Below are 19,842 nucleotides of genomic sequence, written 5' to 3' on the forward strand. Positions count from 1 at the left end.
GGCCGCTCAAATTAGCAGCCTTAGTTATTCTAGTTAAATTCAAGCTCGACTTGCTGTTCGCCAAGCAACGACTTCAAATCATCCATCAGTTGGTCTGTTGGCGTAACTCGCCACTCTGTCCCTAAGACCAACTTAACACGAGCATCTGCTCGCTGATAATATACATTTACCGGAACAGTCCCTGCCCGATTAGGCTCTAGTATTTGACTAAAGCGCTCAAAAAATTGGTTATTAATTTGTGCTTCAGTAACAGAAACGGACAATCCACGAGCGTATTTTTCTCGTGCATCTCCCAATGACATCACTTCACGGGCAGACATTTTAAGCCCCCCGTTGAAATCATCAAAGCTGACCTGTCCAGAAACGAGCACTATTTTGTCAGTTTCTAGCAAATCGGCGTATCGATCAAGCGCATCAGAGAATAACATGACCTCCATTCGACCCGATCTGTCATCCAAAGTCATCAAACCAATACGACTGCCTCGTTTTGTTGTCATTACTCTAGCAGCAATAACTAAACCTGCAACCGTTACCGTTTGATCGCGCCTCGTAACGTGAGCATCATTCAAACGCCACGTGGTATATCGAGACAGTTCTTTAATGTACGCATTAACGGGGTGTCCAGTTAAGTAAAGCCCTAACGTTTCTCTTTCCCCTTCAAGCCAGACTTTTTCAGGCCATCTTGGAACATGAATATACGCTTGCTCTACCTCTTCTGGTGCTTGAGTTAATACCCCAAACATATCCGATTGACCAAACGATTCCGCTTGATGATGTTGCCCTGCCGCTTTCATTGCATCATCTAAAGAGGCCATTAATGCAGCGCGGTGTGGACCTAATCGATCTAATGCTCCAGAACGGATCAGTTTTTCAACCACTCGTTTATTGGCTTTCTTGGTATCAATTCGAGCACAGAAATCGAATAAATCACGGAAATGCCCGCCTTTATTTCGCGCCTCTATAATGCTTTCAATTGGGCCTTCACCCACTCCTTTGATTGCACCGATACCATAAACAATCGCGCCACTCTCATCGACATTAAAACGGTAAAGACCCGCATTAACATCAGGTGGTAACACTTTTAGTTTCATACGGAAACATTCATCAACAAGACCAATGATCTTATCGGTGTTATCCATATCTGCCGTCATTACCGCAGCCATAAACTCGGCAGGATAATGGGTTTTTAACCATAATGTCTGGTAAGAAACTAAGGCATAAGCGGCTGAGTGAGATTTGTTAAAACCGTAACCGGCAAACTTTTCCACCAAGTCGAAGATTTTCATCGACAACTCACCATCTACACCATTGGCAATCGCACCTTCTTTAAAAGTACCACGCTGCTTTGCCATCTCTTCAGGTTTTTTCTTACCCATCGCACGACGAAGCATATCTGCGCCACCTAGCGTGTAACCCGCTAAGATCTGTGCGATTTGCATTACTTGTTCTTGATACAAAATAATGCCGTAAGTTGGCTCTAGTGTTTCTTTTAATGATTCATGTTGCCATGTTGCATCAGGATAAGATACCTCTTCTCGACCATGTTTACGGTCAATAAAGTTATCTACCATGCCTGATTGCAAAGGACCCGGACGGAAGAGGGCTACGAGTGCGATAATATCTTCAAAGCTGTCCGGTTGCAGTCGTTTGATAAGATCTTTCATACCACGAGATTCCAGCTGGAATACCGCCGTTGTTTCTGAATTTTGAAGTAGCTTAAATGACGCGTGATCATCCAACGGGATCGACTCGATGCGTATTGGGTCTTTACCTTCTTTTTTCAAGCGTGGGTTAACAAGACCCAACGCCCAATCAATAATGGTTAATGTTCTTAACCCCAAGAAGTCGAACTTAACTAGACCCGCAGTTTCAACGTCATTTTTATCAAATTGTGTTACTGGAAAATTACCATCAGCATCACAATACAATGGTGCGAAATCAGTAATCGTCGTGGGTGATATAACAACACCACCGGCATGCTTACCGGCATTTCGAGTACAACCTTCCAAGATACGACACATATCAATCAAGGCTTTAACTTCTTCATCGGCCTCGTATAATTCTGGAAGTTGCGGCTCCGCTTCAAACGCCTTAGTCAGCGTCATCCCAGGATCTGGTGGTATTAATTTAGATAGGCGATCAACAAAACCATAAGGGTGACCAAGAACACGGCCAACATCACGAATTACCGCTTTTGCAGCCATGGTACCAAAGGTAATGATCTGAGATACCGCATCACGGCCATACATTTCAGCCACGTGCTCAATAACCTGATCACGTTTATCCATACAGAAATCGATATCGAAATCGGGCATAGATACACGTTCTGGGTTCAAGAATCGTTCAAACAGAAGATCATATTCAAGAGGGTCGAGATCGGTAATATCTAGTGCATAAGCAACTAATGAACCCGCACCTGACCCTCGACCTGGACCTACCGGAATATCATTATCTTTAGACCATTGGATAAATTCCATTACGATTAAGAAATAACCAGGAAAACCCATTTGGTTAACAACGTCTAATTCTATTTGTAGACGTTCATCATATTCTGGACGGCGCTCTAAGCGTACTTTTTCATCTGGAAATAAAAAGGCTAAACGTCTTTCTAGACCTTCTTGAGACTTCTTAACTAAAAAGTCTTCAATCGTCATCCCTTCGGTTGGGAAGTTCGGTAAGAAGTACTCTCCCAAGCGAACGGTAACATTACAGCGCTTCGCTATTTCAACACTGTTTTCTAACGCTTCAGGAATGTCAGCAAAAAGCTCACACATCTCTTCTTCTGAGCGTAAATATTGCTGTTCACTATAAAGCCTTGGTCTACGAGGATCGACAAGAGTAAAGCCGTCATGAATCGCTACACGAATTTCATGGGCATCAAAATCTTCTGCTTTAATAAAACGAACATCATTGGTTGCAACAACAGGCAACCCTTCTTTTTCTGCGAGATCTACAGCAAAGTGAAGATAACTCTCTTCATCAGGACGACCCGTTCGAGTTAACTCTAAATAATAATGTTCAGGAAAATGAGTTTGATAAAAATCAACACACTCAGTCGCTAACTCTTTGTTACCTTTAAGTAAGGCTTTACCTACATCACCACTTTTACCACCAGAAAGAAGTATTAACCCTTCTTTATGCTCAACTAACCACTCTTTATCCATAACGGGAGTATGTTGAACATGGCCTCGTAAATAAGCTTTAGATATTAATAATGTAAGATTTTTATACCCTTCATTATTTTTAGCTAAAACAGTTAAATTAAACAGCTCATTACCAAACTCTGCTGACTGAACTTTAAAGTCAGCACCAATGATCGGCTTAACCCCTGCTCCATGCGCTGCGTAGTAATACTTAACTAAACCACATAGGTTAGTAAAGTCCGTCAAGCCCATGGCTGGCATGTTCATTTCAGCCACTTTCTTCACTAATGGTGGAACTTTAGAAAGTCCATCTACTAATGAAAAGTCACTGTGTACTCTTAGGTGTACGAATTTAGGTTCTGACATTACTCAATTCCTAATACACGTTTCACTGGCTTAAAGCTACGTCGATGCTCTGAAATAACTCCATGCTCCTCAATCGCAGCAAAATGCGCTTTTGTCGGATAGCCTTTATGTTTAGCAAAGCCATATTGAGGAAATTCTTTATCTAGCACTTCCATTTCTCTGTCACGAGTTACTTTTGCAATAATAGATGCAGCACTGATCTCTTGAACTCGTAAATCACCTTTAACAACCGCTAAGCCATCCATAGGCAGTTCAGGAACTTTATTTCCATCTATTAAGGCAAAGTCTGGAGTTATCTTTAATCCAGCAATGGCTCTTTGCATCGCAACCATTGTAGCTTGAAGAATATTTAGTTCATCAATTTCATGCGCTTCACAGCGACCTAATGACCATGCTAGTGCTTTTTCTTGGATTTCAGGAAACAGTAAATCACGTTTTTTATCTGTTAATTTTTTAGAATCCGTTAATCCTTCAATTGGGTTATTAGGGTCTAAAATAACGGCAGCAGTCACAACTGCACCGACAAGCGGACCTCGGCCTACTTCATCAACCCCTGCAAATAACTGGTAACCTTCAGGATATTCAAATGGTGGTAATTCTTTAGCGTCTGTTTTTTTTGTCATGTGATTATTCTGCTGTTTCTTTATTAATTAGACGTAATACGGCCTGAGCAGCTTGCTTATCCGCGTCTTTTTTTATCCACTGATGCATTTCAGTGAATTTTTCAATGAGTTCGTGGTTATCGTTACTTAACACTTTTTCCATTGCGGGATAAAGAAAGTCTGAGTGACACTCTTCTTGAATAAATTCTTGAACCAATTCTTTTCCAGCTAATACGTTAGGCAAAGAAACGAATTCTGTAATAGACAACTTTTGAGCGATCCAACCCGTTAGTTTATTTACTTGATAACCAACAACCATTGGTCGCTTAACTAGCATACATTCTAGAGCAACGGTGCCAGAAGCAAGCAATACGGCATCAGCTGCTGTCATTACATTACGAGCTGTATCTTGAATAATAGTAAACTCTAATTCCGGTGCGGTTTCTTTCCAGATGGCTTCAAATTGTTCACGTCGTTTTTCATTAACTGCAGCAACGACAAAGCCCATCTCTGGATGTTGTTTATGGATGCGCTGGCAGGTTTCAATGAAGGGTTTAGCGATTAATGCCACTTCACCACCACGACTGCCCGGCAAGACAGCAAGCCATTGACGATCTTGCTCTAATCCAAGCAGTTCTCTTGCCGCTGCTTTATCACTTTGCATTGGAATAGCATCAGCAAGCGTATGACCAATAAATTCACAGGCCACATTATATTTATCATAAAATGCTTTTTCAAAAGGCAAGAACGCTAACACTAAATCAGTGGCAGCATCAATTTTAAAGATACGTTTTGGGCGCCAAGCCCATACAGAAGGGCTCACATAATGAACTGTTTTAATGCCTTTTTCTTTTAATGTTTTTTCTAAGCGTAAATTAAAATCTGGAGCATCAATACCAATAAAAACATCCGGTGGATTTTGCGTAAAATAACGTACAAGCTCAGCTTTAACTTTTAATAAGCGCGGTAAACGACCCAATACTTCCACCAACCCCATTACCGCCAGTTCTTCCATATCAAATAATGACTCACAGCCTTGAGCTATCATTTTTGGTCCACCGATCCCAACAAACTCTGCATCAGGATATTGCGCTTTAACTGACTTAATAAAGCCTTCACCTAGGGTGTCACCTGAAAGTTCGCCAGCCACAATGCCGATTCGTAATGGTTTGGTCATTTTTGCTCCAAAATAAAAAAGGCCTACATCAAGAGGCCTTTATAATATGCTTATATATTTTCTAAACGCCGTTATTAACGAATAATACCGCGCGTTGATTTCTCAAACAAATCTAAGAAGCCTTGAAGCACTGGAAATTCATCAATTTCTTTATTTATTTCTGCTTTTGCCTCTTCTAGCGTATTACCGTTACGATAAAGCGCTTTATAAGCACGGCGAATTGCATGGATTTCTGGTCTTTCAAAACCACGACGTTTTAATCCTTCGATGTTGATGCCGAAAGGTTTACAGTGGTTACCTTGCGCCATCACAAATGGAGGCACGTCTTGAACAACAACAGATGCGCCACCAATAAAGCTATGAGCACCAACTGTACAGAACTGATGAACAGGTGATAATGCAGAAACAATCGCATAATCTTCAACCGTTACATGCCCTGCTAACGTGGCATTATTACCCATGATGATATTGTCACCAAGGATACAATCGTGTGCGATATGAACATTTACACAAAGTAGATTATCACTACCAACAGTAGTCACACCACGGTCTTGAATCGTACCACGGTGAATCTGAACACTTTCACGGATAACGTTACGATCGCCAATAACGACGGTCGTAGCTTCACCACTGTATTTTTTATCTTGGCTTTCTTCACCAAGAATAGCGAATGCAAAAATACGGTTTCCTTTACCTATCGTCGTATCACCTTTGATAACTACGTGCGACATTACTTCCGTATCTTCACCAATCGTCACATTACCTGAGATATAAGTAAACGGACCAACAGAAGCATTAGCCCCAATGGTTACGTTTCCTTCAATCACAGCTGATGGATGAATTTTAGCCGTTTCATGAATCATAATTAAAACTCTCGTCTCGCACACTTAAGCTCTGCAGAACACACTACTGCACCATCAACTTTAGCCACACCATTAAATAGTGCGATACCACGACGGTCTTTAATGAATTCCACTTCAATCATTAATTGATCACCAGGAACTACTGGCTTACGGAATTTTGCTTTATCAATACTAGCAAAGTAATACAGTTCATTTTCAGCGGGTGCGCCAAATGATTTAAATGCTAGCAAACCTGTCGCTTGAGCCATCGCTTCAAGAATCAATACACCAGGAAAGATTGGCATCTGTGGAAAGTGGCCAGTAAATTGAGGTTCATTTACAGACACATTTTTGATCGCGTGTAGGTATTTTTCTTCTTCGAAATCGGTTACACGATCAATCAATAAAAAAGGGTAACGGTGAGGTAAAAGCGCTTGGATTTCTGTAATGTTTAATGTTTTATTTTCACGAGTCAAAATAATATTCCTGTAAAACAATATCGTATCTGAGTCTTAGTGTAGCTCAAATAGAGTAATAATAGATAGACAAAGGTCTGCAAAATGCAGACCAATACTTATTAATTAGAATGTGACAAAGGGATAACTAATCGACCAGTTTTCTCTCTACTGCCTTTAAGCGCTTGTTCATATCGTCAATCTTATGCACACGCGTTGCGGTTTTACGCCATTCTTTGTTGGTTTGCAGTGGGATACCTGAAGAATACATGCCCTTCTCAGCAATGCCTCTCATAACCATACCCATACCAGTAATGGTAACACCGTCGGTAATTTCAATATGACCGTTGATCACTGAACCACCACCAATAATGCAATGCTTACCAATTTTGGTACTGCCAGCAACAATTGTACCACCAGCCATCGCAGAACCTGATCCGATTTGTACGTTATGTGCTATCTGAATGTGGTTATCAATGATTACATTGCTTTCAATAACAGTATTATCAATCGCACCACGGTCAATTGCCGTATTAGCGCCGATCTCAACATTATCACCAATAATCACAGAACCTAGCTGTGGGATTTTCACCCATGTGCCACGATCATTTGCATAACCAAAGCCATCAGAACCAATGACTGTACCTGCTTGAACAAGACAAGATTCACCAATTTCGACACGATGATAAACAGATACGTTAGCCCATAACTTAGTATTTTTACCAATTTTAGCTTCTTGACCGATAAAACAGCCAGCGCCAATAATCGCACCATCTGCAATAACAGCTTTTGATTCAATAACTGCATTATGACCAATAGCAACACCTTCACCAATCACGGCATCATCAGCAATGAATGCTGACGCTGCAATGTCTTTTGCTGGTGCAGGTGTTGTATCTAACGCTTGCGCTGCTAATGCGAAACCCAAATACGGATCTTTCATTATCAATGCGTTTGATTGGCAAAATTCCACATCTGCTTCTTTAACTATCACAGCAGTGGCTTGGCAATCACCCATTTGCTTACGATATTTAGCATCAGAAAGAAACGTAATGTCCCCTTCGCCAGCTTTGCTCATCGAAGCGATAGAATGAACAACAACATCACCATTTCCGTGGACTGTTGCACCTAGTTTTTTTGCCAATTCAGCAAGCGTAATACGAGTCATGTTCAACCTTATTTAATTGCTTTAATTACTTTTTCAGATAGGTTGTCTTCTGGTTTTGCCCAAAGAAGTGTCGCTGCATCAACAACCATATCGTAACCTTCTTTATTTGCTACTTTTTCAACAGTTTGCTGCACTTGCATAATCAATTTCTGACGCTCTTCACCTTGACGACGACGGTTATCTTCATCTAATGCTTGTGCTTTTAATTTGTAATCTGATTGTAGAGAAGCGATCTCACGTTCTAGTTTAGTCTTACCAGATGCACCTAGTAGCTCACCGTCACGTTTGATTGTTTCTACTTTATCTTTGATTTTTGATTCTAAGCTGCGTAGTTCATCAATACGATCTTTAAATTCAGCACGAAGTTTTTCTGAAATAGCTTCACGCTGTGGCATCTGTTGAACGATTTGAGCCATGTTCACATAACCAATTTTAGTTGCTGCTTCTGCTGCATTAGCAAAAAAAGAACCACTTAACATTACTGCGCCTAAAGCGGCTACTTTTACTAATTTTTTCAAAATCATATCCTTACTTGATTATTATTGACCTAAATAGGTTTGTTTTACATTAACACTTTTCTATTAGAGCTATCAATACTTAGAAAGTTCGACCGATGGTGAAACTAAAGAATTCTTCATCATCACCTTCATAAATTTTCACAGGTTTCGCCACTGAGAATACCAATGGCCCCATCGGAGACATCCATTGAAGCGCGGCACCGTATGAAGAACGGAAGTTACTTGGGTCAGAATAATCATAGTAGTACTGACTACCACTTGCTATTTGACTGTCACTGTACTGAGCTTCGGTATCCCACACACTTGCCATATCAAAGAACACACTGGTTCGGATCTGACTTTGAGTTTCTTCACCGGCAAACGGAGTTGGTACAATCAATTCAACACTGGCTAGCGCTGTCGCATTACCACCGGTCGAATCATCCGTTACGATATATTCAGGGTTATTACCTCCAGCAGAACCAGAACCTTGGGCGTATACCGCTCTAGGACCTACTGAGTTTGAACCAAAACCACGTAAGGTTGTAAAACCACCTGCATAAAAGTTCTCATAGAATGGATACAGGTTATCATTACCATCGGTTTGACCGTAACCGTTACCATAGCCAGCCTTACCACGCATCAATAAAGCAAATTCATGCTTTTTAGTTAATGGGAAGTATTGGCGCACTTCATATTGTGCTTTAAAGTACTTAGCATCTGAGTTTGGCGTTGATATTTTATATGATGCACGCTGATAGTTACCTGCTGTTGGGAAGTACCCTTTATTCAGGTTATTACGCGTCCACGATAAAGTAATATCAAAGTCGTTTAAGTTTAGCTCATTGTTTTTGTCATCATAAGCATCACCAACTGATTGTTTAAACTTACTTACTTGTTCGTTCTCATCCAAGTTACCGATCTTATTATGAGTATAGCCAACACCAATCTCAAAATAATTCAGCTCATCAAATGGGAAACCCCAGGTTAAACTAGTACCATAACTTTGGTTGGTATAGTCAACAATACCTGCATCTGATGCTTCAAATTCGTTATAGAAAATCTTACCACCTAAACTGACACCATCAAGGTTCCAGTAAGGGTCTCGGTAATCTAAACTGATGTTCTTTTGGTAATCGTTCATCATTGCATTGATACCAACACGGTTACCAGAACCAATGAAGTTATCTTGCTGAAGGCCAACTTGGAAACTTACGCCTGATTCAGTACCGTAACCAACACCGAAGTTAACGCTGCCTGAGTTTGCTTCTTTTACAGAATAAACCAGATCAACTTGATCATCCGAGCCAGGAACACGAATCGTCTGTACATCTACCGTTTCAAAGAAACCAAGACGATTAAGACGATTTTTACCGGTTTCAATTGATTTTGAGTTTAACCAAGCGCTTTCCATCTGACGCATTTCACGACGTAACACTTCATCTTTAGTCGATGTATTACCAACAAACTTGATATCACGAACGTAAATACGGTTACCCGCTTCTACGTTAATGACTAATGATACCGTTTGGTTTTCATCATCAAATTCAGGCATGGTACGAACTTGAGGGTAAGCGTAACCCGCTTCACCTAAGATTCGTTTTACATTTTCTTCTAAGCGAGTAACTGCAGAGCCGTTATAAATATCACCGTCTTCAAAAGTAACTAGCTTTTTAAACTCTTCTTCTTTACCGATTAGCTCGCCTTGAAATTTTACACCACTAACCGTATAAGGAGCGCCTTCTTCAACCGTCAATGCAATATAAACGCCTTTCTTATCTGGCGATATTGATACTTGAGTTGAATCAACTTGGAACTTCAAATAACCGCGATCTAAGTAATATGAACGTAAAGCTTCAATATCACCTGCTAATACTTGTTTTTGGTATTTTTCATCCGCTAAGAAGTTCCACCAAGCAACATCAACACTTAGATTAAAGCGACCAAGCAATTGCTCATCCGTAAAAACTTCATTACCAATAAAGTTAATCTGTTGAATTTTAGCTGATACACCTTCTGTAAATACAAATTTCAAATCGGCACGGTTTCGAGGAAGTGGAGTCACTACCGCGTGTACCGTCGCATTGTATTTACCAACACTGTAATAGAAGTCCTCTAAGCCTTTTTCAATATTGCTTAGTGTCGTTCTATCTAAAGCTTCACCGACACGAATAGAAGAAGCTTCTAAGTTCTGCTGCATCTGCTCTTCTTTAATGGCTTTGTTACCAGAAAAAGAGATGTTTGCGATCGTTGGTCGTTCAGTAACTTTGATCAATAAAGCATTACCATCACGGTATACTTTTACATCTTCAAAGTTACCAGAAGCAAATAGTGCTTGAATGACTTGTGATACATCCTGCTGGCTCATTGAATCGCCAACTCGAACTGGAGTTTTAAGTAATGCGGCACCTAATGCTACACGCTGTAATCCCTCAAAGCGTATGTCATCAACCACAAAAGTTTCTGCGCTCTGCGCTGCTACACTGCTAAAGAGCAATGTAGCAATCAACAATTTTTTCATCGCCATAATACGTTTTATAATTCCCTTGCTACTACTTAAAGGCGCATAAAGTCGTTAAATAAAGCGACAGCCATTAATGACATGATCATTGCTGTACCTACTTTATAACCAATTTCCTGAACTCTTTCCGATACGGGTTTACGTGTAATGCCTTCAATAGCAAAAAAGAGTAAATGTCCGCCATCCAATACCGGAAGAGGTAATAGATTAATAATACCTAAATTAACACTAATTAAAGCTAAAAATCCTAAAAATGATACTAAACCATACTCAGCGGTGGTTCCTGCTCCTTTTGCGATAGAGATAGGGCCACTTAAGTTATTTAAAGCAACATCACCCGTGAATAATTTTTTAGTCATGGTTAATGTTAAATCAATAATACTGCCTGTTTTTTCAATCGCTTTTCCAAACGCAACAAATGGGCCGTACTGTTTTTCATAACGATAGCCTTCAGGCCATTGCTCAAAGACTGGTGAAACGCCAGCAAAGCCGATCACATCGCCTTTAGCATTTTCTTTACTATCTGGTGTTAATGCCAAAGTAGTTTCAACCCCATCACGAAGAACGGTTAATTCAATCGTTTTATTTGGGTTGGCTTGAATAGCATTCACCATCTCTTGCCACTTCGTTAACTGAGTTCCATTAATCGAAACTAAGCTATCTCCAGCAAGTAACCCTGATTTTTCAGCGGCACTGTTCGCACTAACATTCGCGATATCAAGCGTCAATTCAGGACGGTAAGGTAAAAAACCTAATGACACCATCGGTGAATCTTTTTCTGGGTCAAATGCCCACTCCGATAAATCAAGATATTTAGTAATATCTACACCAATATTATTTTTATCGCTGTAGGTTACCGTCATTGATTCATCACCGATATGAGAAACAATCGCCATGTTTACCGCTTCCCAATCGGAAGTTTTGATTCCTGAAATGGCTTTTAGTTCCACTCCTGATTCAATTCCTGCTTGAGAAAAAATAGAGTTATCATCAATATGACCGACAACAGGTTTAAGGGCTGTTACTCCGATCATAAAAGCAAGCCAGCATGCAATCACGGCAAAAATAAAGTTTGCGATTGGGCCCGCTGCAACAATAGCGCTTCTTTGCCATAGAGGGCGGTTATTAAAGGCGTGTTTTTTTAGCTCTTCAGGCACATCATCAACACGCTCATCCAGCATTTTCACATAACCACCAAGCGGGATCATTGAAATACTGTATTCAGTGCCATCTTTGCCTTTTTTACTCCAAAGTGCTTTACCGAAACCGATTGAAAACTTCTCAACAATTACACCACAACGGCGCGCAACCCAAAAGTGGCCGTATTCATGCACAGCAACAAGAATGCCTAGTGCAATAATAAATGATGCTAAATTCCATAGAAGTTCTGACATAGTTAAACCTTTTTAATTGCCTCATCGGCATAATGACGCGCCATTCTATCTAGGTCAATCAGGCTTTCCAAGCTATCTAGCTCAAGGTTTTGGAAGTTTGCACAGACTTTGTTCAAAACCAGCTCATTAATTCGAGCGATATCGGTAAATTTAATTTCACCGTTCAAAAAAGAAGCAACAGACTGTTCGTTTGCCGCATTCAAACCAGTCGTCGCATGCTGACCTAAGTAACATGCATCAATAGCTAACTTTAGACATGGATAACGAGAGAAGTCAGGAGTAATAAAACTAAACTCACCGACTTTAGTAAAGTCTAGCGGCTCAACACCCGCATTCACTCTTTCAGGATAAGACATGGTACACGCAATTGGTGTTCTCATATCTGGCAGCCCCATCTGAGCAAGCACAGAGCCATCTTTGTATTGCACCATAGAATGAATGACAGATTGTGGATGAATAACCACTTTCAACTGCTCTTTGCTCGCATTAAATAGCCAGCGAGCTTCAATATACTCTAAGCCTTTATTCATCATTGTTGCTGAATCGACTGAAATTTTAGGTCCCATCGACCAGTTTGGATGGGCAATTGCCATCTCAGGAGTGACCGTTTCAAGTTCACTTACATCGGTATAACGAAAAGGACCACCAGAGCCTGTTAATAAAATAGAGCTAATACCATTAGCATCTAAATCACAACGACCTAGCTTTGCTTGAATTGATTGAGGGAGGCATTGGAATATCGCATTATGCTCACTATCGACCGGAAGTAATTCAGCACCATACTGTTCAACGGCATCAATAAACAGTTGACCAGACATAACTAAAGCTTCTTTATTTGCCAGCAGAATACGTTTACCCGCTTTTACTGCTGACATTGTTGGTAATAGACCTGCAGCACCAACAATAGCGGCCATCACTGTATCAACTTCATCAAGCTGAGCTATATGACACAGGCCCTCTTCACCAGAGAATACTTCAGTCGTTATTTTACGCTCTTTTAGCAGCTCTTTTAGATTATCAGCAGCAGTCTTACATGCCATCGCAACGTATTTAGGCTGCCATTCACTGCAAAGTTCTAGCATCTTATCAACATTAGAACCCGCACCCAGAGCCACAATTTCAAATTGATCCACGTTCTGTTTTGCGACTGAAAGTGTACTACTGCCAATTGAGCCCGTAGCGCCTAAAATAGTTAACTTGCGCATAATAAAATTGCCATGATAAGTAAAAGATAGAAAAACGGTAGATAATAATATCTACCGTATAACTTAAAATTAATTAGGTGATATTCATTGCCGAATATCTAATGCCAGCGTATACCAATTCCATTAATTATCTGAACATTATTACTCGTTAAATCACTCGATAGTTGCGTTAAAAATTATTATTGTAGAATAACTACTTATAAGAATTTTTGCCTTACTCTTAAGTGATTTTCCTGCGTAATAAATAGAACATCTAATTAGTTACATTGGTATTAAAAGAAATATAAGAAAGCAAAAACAGGGAATGCCGCAGTTAAGCTATCGATACGATCTAAAATACCACCATGACCAGGAATGATGGTGCCGCTATCTTTAATATCAGATGCACGCTTAAACATGCTTTCTACTAAATCACCTAATACTGAGATGATTATAGTCGCTATAAATATTCCCATCATTGTTGCTGTGCTTTCAAAACGAATATCAAAGGCACTTGCTGCAGCCCAGCCAATAATAATTGCGGTGATAATGCCACCAATTAAACCTTCAATCGTTTTGTTTGGGCTTACCGCTGGTGACATTTTACGTTTACCAAAAGTTTTACCCGTAAAGTAAGCGCCACTATCAGCAGCCCACACTAGTAAACAAACTAATAAGACTAATTTCGCACCATAAAAGTTATCTAGTGCATAACTGTCTGCGCGAAGTAATAGAATACTCCACAAAAATGGGATCATGGTTAACCAACCAAAAAGGTGCTTTAAAAGGAGGTTGTTTTGCCATAATTTCTTACTGCTTGGAAACGTAAGTACGAGTCCTGACGCAACTAACCACCAAATAGTACCAATCAATAGTATCGCTTGGTGTCCATCACTTGGAATCATCAATTCAAGTGTTGATGTAGGAAGTAAAAATAAAGAGGCAGCAAGGGCTGCTACTGAAGGGATTAAAGCAACATAACGTGATTTTGATTCAGTAAACTGAGTCCACTCCCAAAAACCAACCAGAGTAATTGCAGTAATCGCAATTAAGAAGCCTTGCATTGGCAACATGAAAATGCCAGCAATGACTAGAGGGGCTAAGATAAGAGCAGTAATAATGCGCTGTTTCAAACTTTATCGATCCTTTTCGTTCATTAGAGCTTGGATTTGTTCACCCGTACAACCAAATCGTCTTTCTCGACTTACAAACCAAGCAACAGCATCTGCTAAGCTTTGTTCATTAAAGTCAGGCCAATATTGGTCGGTGAAATAGAACTCAGCATACGCCATTTGCCACAACATAAAGTTGCTAATACGACATTCACCACTGGTTCTTATCATCAAATCCACATCAGGCAAATCTGACATTGTCAGCTTAGAAGCAATCATTGCTTCATCTATATTATCTGCCTGTAAATTACCTTGCTCTACTTGATAAGCAAGACGTTTAACTGCTTGGGTAATATCCCACTTGCCGCCATAGTTTGCAGCAACATTTAACACTAAACCTGAATTTTCACAGGTTAATGCTTCAGCATCCACAATCTTCTTTTGAAGACGAGAGCTAAATTGAGAAGTATCACCTATCACACGTAATTGAATATTATTTTTATGAAGACGTTTTACCTCACGAGAAAGTACCGTGATAAACAACTCCATAAGAACGCTAACTTCTTCTTCGGGACGGCGCCAATTTTCACTACTAAAAGCAAAAAGTGTAATCGCATTGATGCCTAATTTACTCGCCGCTGATATGGTTTTTCTCACCGCGTCAACACCGGCTTTATGACCAAATACACGAGGTTTTCCCTGAGCTTTCGCCCAACGTCCATTACCATCCATAATTACCGCAATATGTTTTGGTAATACATCAAATGATAAAAACTCGCTGTTAGTTGGACTGGTCATATAACTCCCTTAAAAATAAAAGCGCTGATGTCTACACACAGCGCTTCTTATCGTGTTCATCGCCGATATCATATCATTAATTAAATGAAAAAATCAGTCTGAACAATGAGTAATAAAAGTAAATTATACTTCCATTAACTCTTTTTCTTTAACTGCAAGTACTTCATCAATGCTCTTCACTGCAATATCAGTTAGCTTTTGAATGTCGTCTTGTGTTCTGCGATCGTCATCTTCAGAGATTTCTTTATCTTTAAGAAGACCTTTAACATCACCGTTTGCATCACGACGAATATTACGAACAGCAACACGAGCACCTTCAGCTTCGCCACGTACGATCTTAACAAGATCTTTACGACGCTCTTCTGTTAGCGGTGGAAGTGGTACACGAATCACAGTACCAGCAGACATTGGGTTTAAACCAAGATCTGACATCATGATCGCTTTTTCAACAAGACCAGCAAGTTCTTTATCAAAAACAGTAATTGCAAGAGTACGTGAATCTTCAGCAATAATGTTAGCTACTTGATTGATTGGTGTTCTTGCACCGTAATACTCAACACTAAGGCCAGATAGTAGGCTTGGGTGAGCACGGCCTGTACGAATTTTTAACAGGTTATTTTTAAGTGCTTCAACACTTTTTTCCATACGCTCTTGAGCGTCTTTTTTGATTTCGTTAATCACAACTTCACCTTAATTGTTATTTTTATTTCGGACGATTATTTAGCGCTACTGATTAAAGTACCTTCAGTTTCACCCATAACAACACGACGTAATGCACCAGGTTTGTTCATATTGAACACACGAATAGGCATTTCATGGTCACGTGCCAGAGTAAATGCAGCTAAGTCCATAACTTTTAATTCTTTTTCAAGAACAGTGTTGTAATCCAGTTTATCATATAATTCTGCATCAGGGTTAGATACTGGATCTGCAGTAAACACACCATCTACTTTGGTTGCTTTTAATACTACGTCTGCTTCGATTTCAATACCACGTAAACACGCAGCTGAATCTGTCGTAAAGAATGGATTACCAGTACCTGCAGAGAAAATCACTACACGGCCTTGACGAAGCTGAGCAATAGCATCAGCCCAGTTGTAATCGTCACACACACCTTTAAGAGGAATTGCAGACATTACACGAGCATTAACGTAAGCACGGTGAAGCGCATCACGCATTGCCAAACCATTCATTACGGTTGCTAGCATACCCATGTGATCACCTACAACGCGGTTCATGCCAGCTTCAGCAAGACCTGCGCCACGGAAAAGGTTACCACCACCGATTACAACACCAACTTGTACGCCAAGTTCAATCAGTTCTTTTACTTCTTGAGCCATACGCTCAAGTGTTGCAGGGTCAATACCAAAACCCTCTTCGCCTTGAAGTGCTTCACCACTAAGTTTCAATAGAATACGCTGATATACTGGTTTCGGGTTCGTCGTCATGGTTCTTACCTTTTCACTAAGAGTTGTCGAAATAACTGTAGCCATTTGATATTAAATGTATTTCTGTAAAAGCAAATGGCTACAACTATCGTTTAATGTAATACAAGAGGCATTAAAACTAAGTTGATTCTTTATTCACAAAAAGACCGCAGCATGGCCACGGTCTTTTTTATCAACAATACGAAAGGATTAACCTTTTTGTACTGCAGCTACTTCGTCAGCAAAGCTCATTTCAGCCGCTTTCTCGATACCTTCACCAACTTCTAGACGTACGAAGTTAGATACTGATGCGCCTTTTTCTTTAAGAACTTCAGCAACAGTTTTCTTAGGTTCCATGATGAAAGCTTGACCTGTTAGAGAAACTTCGCCCGTGAATTTCTTCATACGGCCGATAACCATTTTCTCAGCGATTTCTTGAGGTTTGCCTTCGTTCATAGCGATTTCAACTTGAACAGCTTGCTCTTTTTCTACTACTTCAGCAGGTACGTCAGATGGGTTAACGTACTCAGGCTTAGAAGCAGCAACGTGCATAGCGATGTGCTTAAGTGTTTCAACTTCGCCTTCACCAGCAACAACAACACCGATTTTCTCGCCGTGACGGTAAGAAGCTAGTGCAGCACCTTCAACAAGTTGAACGCGACGGATGCTGATGTTTTCGCCAATTTTAGTAACTAGAGCGATACGAGTATCTTCAAATTTAGCTTGAAGAGCTTCGATTTCTAGACGCTCAGCTAAAGCTGCTTCAGCAACTTCGTTAGCAAATGCTAGGAAACCTGAATCTTTAGCAACGAAGTCAGTTTGACAGTTAACTTCAAGAAGAACGGCAACGCCAGCTTCTTCTTTAATAATGATTGTGCCTTCAGCAGCGATGTTGCCTGCTTTTTTAGCCGCTTTTGCTGCGCCAGATTTACGCATGTTTTCGATTGCTAGCTCGATGTCGCCTTCAGCTTCAACAAGTGCTTTCTTACATTCCATCATACCAGCAGCAGTACGTTCACGAAGTTCTTTAACTAGAGCAGCAGTTACAGTTGCCATTCTCAATTCCTCAATATAAATAGGTATAAAAGTTAAAAATCAGGGGCCAAATTGGGCCCCTGCTAACTATATTTAGTTTACTACGAAACTAAAAGACTCACTAGGAGCAAATAATAATTCGACGAGTCGAAAAATTACTCAGCTTCTACGAAACCGTCTTTTTCAGCTACAGCTGCAACGTCTTGGTTACGACCAGACTTTACAGAATCAGCAGCAGCGTTCAGGTAAAGTTGGATAGCGCGGATTGCGTCATCGTTACCTGGGATAATGTAGTCAACGCCATCTGGGTTTGAGTTAGTATCAACAACAGCAAATACTGGGATACCTAGGTTGTTTGCTTCTTTAACTGCAATGTGCTCATGGTCAGCATCGATAACAAATAACGCGTCTGGAAGACCGTTCATGTTTTTGATACCACCTAGAGATTTCTCTAGCTTTTCCATGCTACGTGTACGCATAAGCGCTTCTTTCTTAGTGATTTGCTCGAAAGTACCGTCTTGAGCTTGAACTTCAAACTCTTTTAAACGCTTGATAGACTGACGAACAGTTTTAAAGTTAGTAAGCATGCCGCCTAACCAACGGTTGTTCACGTAGTACTGGTCACTGTTGATTGCAGCTTCTTTAACAGCTTCAGATGCAGCGCGCTTAGTACCAACGAAAAGAACCTTACCTTTTTTGCTACCGATTTTAGCAAGTTCAGCTAAAGCTTCGTTGAACATAGGTACAGTTTTTTCTAAGTTGATGATATGAACTTTGTTACGAGCACCAAAGATGAATGGCTTCATTTTTGGGTTCCAGTAACGAGTTTGGTGACCGAAGTGAACACCAGCTTTAAGCATATCGCGCATTGATACAGTTGCCATTTGAGAATTCCTCTATTAAATGGGGTTAAGCCTCCACATACCCCGCTTGTAATCCGACCCTAACCATTTGATTGAAACAATCAAAAAATTGAGCACCCCGGACAGCGTGACGGTATGTGTGTGATTTAAAATTAAAGTATAGTCGGTATTGAGAACAAATTGTTCATCAATCCGGCGCGCTTTATACCATAAAAACGCCGCTAAAATCTACTATTTTCAAAAAAATCATTCTTAATTCCTTTGAAAGAAGAATTATTTTTCATTCTTCTTCATATTGAAAGATAAACACAGCCTAGGTAAACTAAGAACAATTATCGTTTAACCAGAACGATTTATTTCTAGATAGAGAAAAGCCCATGTCAGTAAATATTAAAAACGCTGCAGAAATTGAAAAAATGCGCGTTGCCGGCCAATTAGCCGCAGAAGTACTTGAAATGATTGAACCCTTCGTAAAAGCAGGGGTAACAACAGAAGAACTTGATCAAATTTGCCACAAGCATATTACTGAAGTACAAGGTGCTATTCCTGCACCACTGAACTACCATGGTTTTCCTAAATCTATTTGTACCTCAATCAATCACATTGTGTGTCACGGTATTCCAGCAACACAAGATGAGCAATACAATGGTTTTACTAAACCAGCAGTACTAAAAGATGGCGATATTCTTAATATCGACATCACAGTAATCAAAGATGGTTACCACGGCGATACTTCAAAAATGTTTTTGATTGGTGACGTTAGCTCTACAGATAAGCGTCTATGCTTAATTGCACAAGAAAGCCTGTATGTAGGTATGCGTAAAGTAAAACCTGGTGTAAAACTGGGTGAAATTGGTACTGCTATTCAAAAATACATCAAGGGAACAACACCAAAATGCTCTATCGTTCGTGATTACTGTGGTCACGGCATTGGTGCAAAATTCCATGAAGAACCACAAGTTGTTCACTATAAAAACAGCGATCGTACTGTATTAAAAGCAGGCATGACTTTCACTATCGAACCAATGATTAACCTAGGTAAATTTGGTTGTCTTCAAGATGATAACGATGGTTGGACTGTTTATACTGGTGACGGTAAAAATACCGCTCAATGGGAACATACCATTTTAGTCACTGAAACTGGTTGCGAAGTATTAACCCTTCGCGCAGAGGAAACTATTCCTCGCCATATGAAAAACAAATAATAAATATAAACAGAAGGCTTCGGTCTTCTGTTTTTTTATCAGCAGGGATTGCT

General features: G+C 40.1%; 17 protein-coding genes. 1 reads left to right on the top strand and 16 read right to left on the bottom strand.

Features of this window, described 5'->3' with window-relative positions; all coding sequences use genetic code 11:
* Positions 1 to 29: 29 nt before the first annotated feature.
* From dnaE to rpsB, 16 genes are all read right to left on the bottom strand, one after another.
* Positions 30 to 3,509, bottom strand: coding sequence for a DNA polymerase III subunit alpha (gene dnaE, locus AC2INI_RS10475; protein ID WP_486304788.1), 3,480 nt, complete (start codon positions 3,507 to 3,509; stop codon positions 30 to 32).
* Positions 3,509 to 4,132, bottom strand: a complete 624-nt coding sequence (gene rnhB / locus AC2INI_RS10480) for a ribonuclease HII (RefSeq protein WP_122034329.1) — start codon at positions 4,130 to 4,132, stop codon at positions 3,509 to 3,511. The genes dnaE and rnhB overlap by 1 nt, the downstream gene beginning before the upstream one ends.
* Positions 4,133 to 4,136: 4 nt before the next feature.
* Entirely contained in the window at positions 4,137 to 5,288 is a 1,152-nt protein-coding gene (lpxB, locus tag AC2INI_RS10485; RefSeq protein ID WP_486304789.1) for a lipid-A-disaccharide synthase, read from the bottom strand.
* 74 nt (positions 5,289 to 5,362) lie between these two features.
* On the bottom strand, positions 5,363 to 6,151 hold the full coding sequence (lpxA, locus tag AC2INI_RS10490; protein ID WP_122034333.1) for an acyl-ACP--UDP-N-acetylglucosamine O-acyltransferase: 789 nt from the start codon (positions 6,149 to 6,151) through the stop codon (positions 5,363 to 5,365).
* Positions 6,152 to 6,153: 2 nt separating this feature from the next.
* Complete coding sequence (gene fabZ, locus AC2INI_RS10495) at positions 6,154 to 6,606, bottom strand: 3-hydroxyacyl-ACP dehydratase FabZ (protein WP_122034335.1); 453 nt, start codon at positions 6,604 to 6,606, stop codon at positions 6,154 to 6,156.
* A gap of 127 nt (positions 6,607 to 6,733) precedes the next feature.
* Positions 6,734 to 7,753, bottom strand: coding sequence for a UDP-3-O-(3-hydroxymyristoyl)glucosamine N-acyltransferase (gene lpxD, locus AC2INI_RS10500; RefSeq protein WP_122034338.1), 1,020 nt, complete (start codon positions 7,751 to 7,753; stop codon positions 6,734 to 6,736).
* A gap of 8 nt (positions 7,754 to 7,761) precedes the next feature.
* Positions 7,762 to 8,277, bottom strand: a complete 516-nt coding sequence (locus AC2INI_RS10505; RefSeq protein ID WP_122034340.1) for an OmpH family outer membrane protein — start codon at positions 8,275 to 8,277, stop codon at positions 7,762 to 7,764.
* Positions 8,278 to 8,350: 73 nt separating this feature from the next.
* Positions 8,351 to 10,777 (bottom strand): outer membrane protein assembly factor BamA, encoded by a 2,427-nt coding sequence (bamA, locus tag AC2INI_RS10510; protein ID WP_486304790.1) that lies wholly within the window; start codon positions 10,775 to 10,777, stop codon positions 8,351 to 8,353.
* Between the two features lie 29 nt (positions 10,778 to 10,806).
* Entirely contained in the window at positions 10,807 to 12,165 is a 1,359-nt protein-coding gene (rseP, locus tag AC2INI_RS10515) for a sigma E protease regulator RseP (RefSeq protein ID WP_486304791.1), read from the bottom strand.
* Positions 12,166 to 12,167: 2 nt separating this feature from the next.
* Positions 12,168 to 13,370: a 1-deoxy-D-xylulose-5-phosphate reductoisomerase gene (ispC, locus tag AC2INI_RS10520; protein WP_486304792.1), complete on the bottom strand. Its 1,203-nt coding sequence runs from the start codon at positions 13,368 to 13,370 to the stop codon at positions 12,168 to 12,170.
* A gap of 272 nt (positions 13,371 to 13,642) precedes the next feature.
* Positions 13,643 to 14,482: a phosphatidate cytidylyltransferase gene (locus AC2INI_RS10525; protein ID WP_486304793.1), complete on the bottom strand. Its 840-nt coding sequence runs from the start codon at positions 14,480 to 14,482 to the stop codon at positions 13,643 to 13,645.
* 3 nt (positions 14,483 to 14,485) lie between these two features.
* Positions 14,486 to 15,259 (bottom strand): undecaprenyl pyrophosphate synthase, encoded by a 774-nt coding sequence (uppS, locus tag AC2INI_RS10530; RefSeq protein ID WP_122034351.1) that lies wholly within the window; start codon positions 15,257 to 15,259, stop codon positions 14,486 to 14,488.
* 123 nt (positions 15,260 to 15,382) lie between these two features.
* A complete protein-coding gene (gene frr, locus AC2INI_RS10535) occupies positions 15,383 to 15,940 on the bottom strand; it encodes a ribosome recycling factor (RefSeq protein WP_122034353.1) in 558 nt (185 codons plus the stop codon).
* Between the two features lie 35 nt (positions 15,941 to 15,975).
* Complete coding sequence (pyrH, locus tag AC2INI_RS10540; protein ID WP_122034355.1) at positions 15,976 to 16,707, bottom strand: UMP kinase; 732 nt, start codon at positions 16,705 to 16,707, stop codon at positions 15,976 to 15,978.
* A 189-nt stretch (positions 16,708 to 16,896) separates the two neighbouring features.
* Positions 16,897 to 17,742 carry a translation elongation factor Ts gene (gene tsf, locus AC2INI_RS10545; protein ID WP_122034357.1) on the bottom strand — a complete coding sequence of 282 codons (846 nt, stop codon included), beginning with the start codon at positions 17,740 to 17,742 and terminating at the stop codon, positions 16,897 to 16,899.
* 134 nt (positions 17,743 to 17,876) lie between these two features.
* Positions 17,877 to 18,605, bottom strand: coding sequence for a 30S ribosomal protein S2 (rpsB, locus tag AC2INI_RS10550; protein ID WP_122034359.1), 729 nt, complete (start codon positions 18,603 to 18,605; stop codon positions 17,877 to 17,879).
* A gap of 356 nt (positions 18,606 to 18,961) precedes the next feature.
* Between rpsB and map the strand changes: the two genes are divergently transcribed.
* Positions 18,962 to 19,789: a type I methionyl aminopeptidase gene (gene map, locus AC2INI_RS10555; RefSeq protein ID WP_122034361.1), complete on the top strand. Its 828-nt coding sequence runs from the start codon at positions 18,962 to 18,964 to the stop codon at positions 19,787 to 19,789.
* Positions 19,790 to 19,842: the final 53 nt, after the last annotated feature.

The organism is Aliivibrio friggae, assembly GCF_057368515.1.

What these genes read in the sequence shown, in the direction of transcription:
- map (WP_122034361.1), top strand. Translation starts at nt 18,962, where the DNA reads ATGTCAGTAAATATTAAAAACGCTGCAGAAATTGAAAAAATGCGCGTT.
- AC2INI_RS10505 (WP_122034340.1), bottom strand. Translation starts at nt 8,277, where the DNA reads ATGATTTTGAAAAAATTAGTAAAAGTAGCCGCTTTAGGCGCAGTAATG.
- lpxA (WP_122034333.1), bottom strand. Translation starts at nt 6,151, where the DNA reads ATGATTCATGAAACGGCTAAAATTCATCCATCAGCTGTGATTGAAGGA.
- rnhB (WP_122034329.1), bottom strand. Translation starts at nt 4,132, where the DNA reads ATGACAAAAAAAACAGACGCTAAAGAATTACCACCATTTGAATATCCT.
- bamA (WP_486304790.1), bottom strand. Translation starts at nt 10,777, where the DNA reads ATGGCGATGAAAAAATTGTTGATTGCTACATTGCTCTTTAGCAGTGTA.
- dnaE (WP_486304788.1), bottom strand. Translation starts at nt 3,509, where the DNA reads ATGTCAGAACCTAAATTCGTACACCTAAGAGTACACAGTGACTTTTCA.
- ispC (WP_486304792.1), bottom strand. Translation starts at nt 13,370, where the DNA reads ATGCGCAAGTTAACTATTTTAGGCGCTACGGGCTCAATTGGCAGTAGT.
- pyrH (WP_122034355.1), bottom strand. Translation starts at nt 16,707, where the DNA reads ATGACGACGAACCCGAAACCAGTATATCAGCGTATTCTATTGAAACTT.
- rpsB (WP_122034359.1), bottom strand. Translation starts at nt 18,605, where the DNA reads ATGGCAACTGTATCAATGCGCGATATGCTTAAAGCTGGTGTTCACTTC.
- uppS (WP_122034351.1), bottom strand. Translation starts at nt 15,259, where the DNA reads ATGACCAGTCCAACTAACAGCGAGTTTTTATCATTTGATGTATTACCA.
- lpxB (WP_486304789.1), bottom strand. Translation starts at nt 5,288, where the DNA reads ATGACCAAACCATTACGAATCGGCATTGTGGCTGGCGAACTTTCAGGT.
- lpxD (WP_122034338.1), bottom strand. Translation starts at nt 7,753, where the DNA reads ATGACTCGTATTACGCTTGCTGAATTGGCAAAAAAACTAGGTGCAACA.
- tsf (WP_122034357.1), bottom strand. Translation starts at nt 17,742, where the DNA reads ATGGCAACTGTAACTGCTGCTCTAGTTAAAGAACTTCGTGAACGTACT.
- rseP (WP_486304791.1), bottom strand. Translation starts at nt 12,165, where the DNA reads ATGTCAGAACTTCTATGGAATTTAGCATCATTTATTATTGCACTAGGC.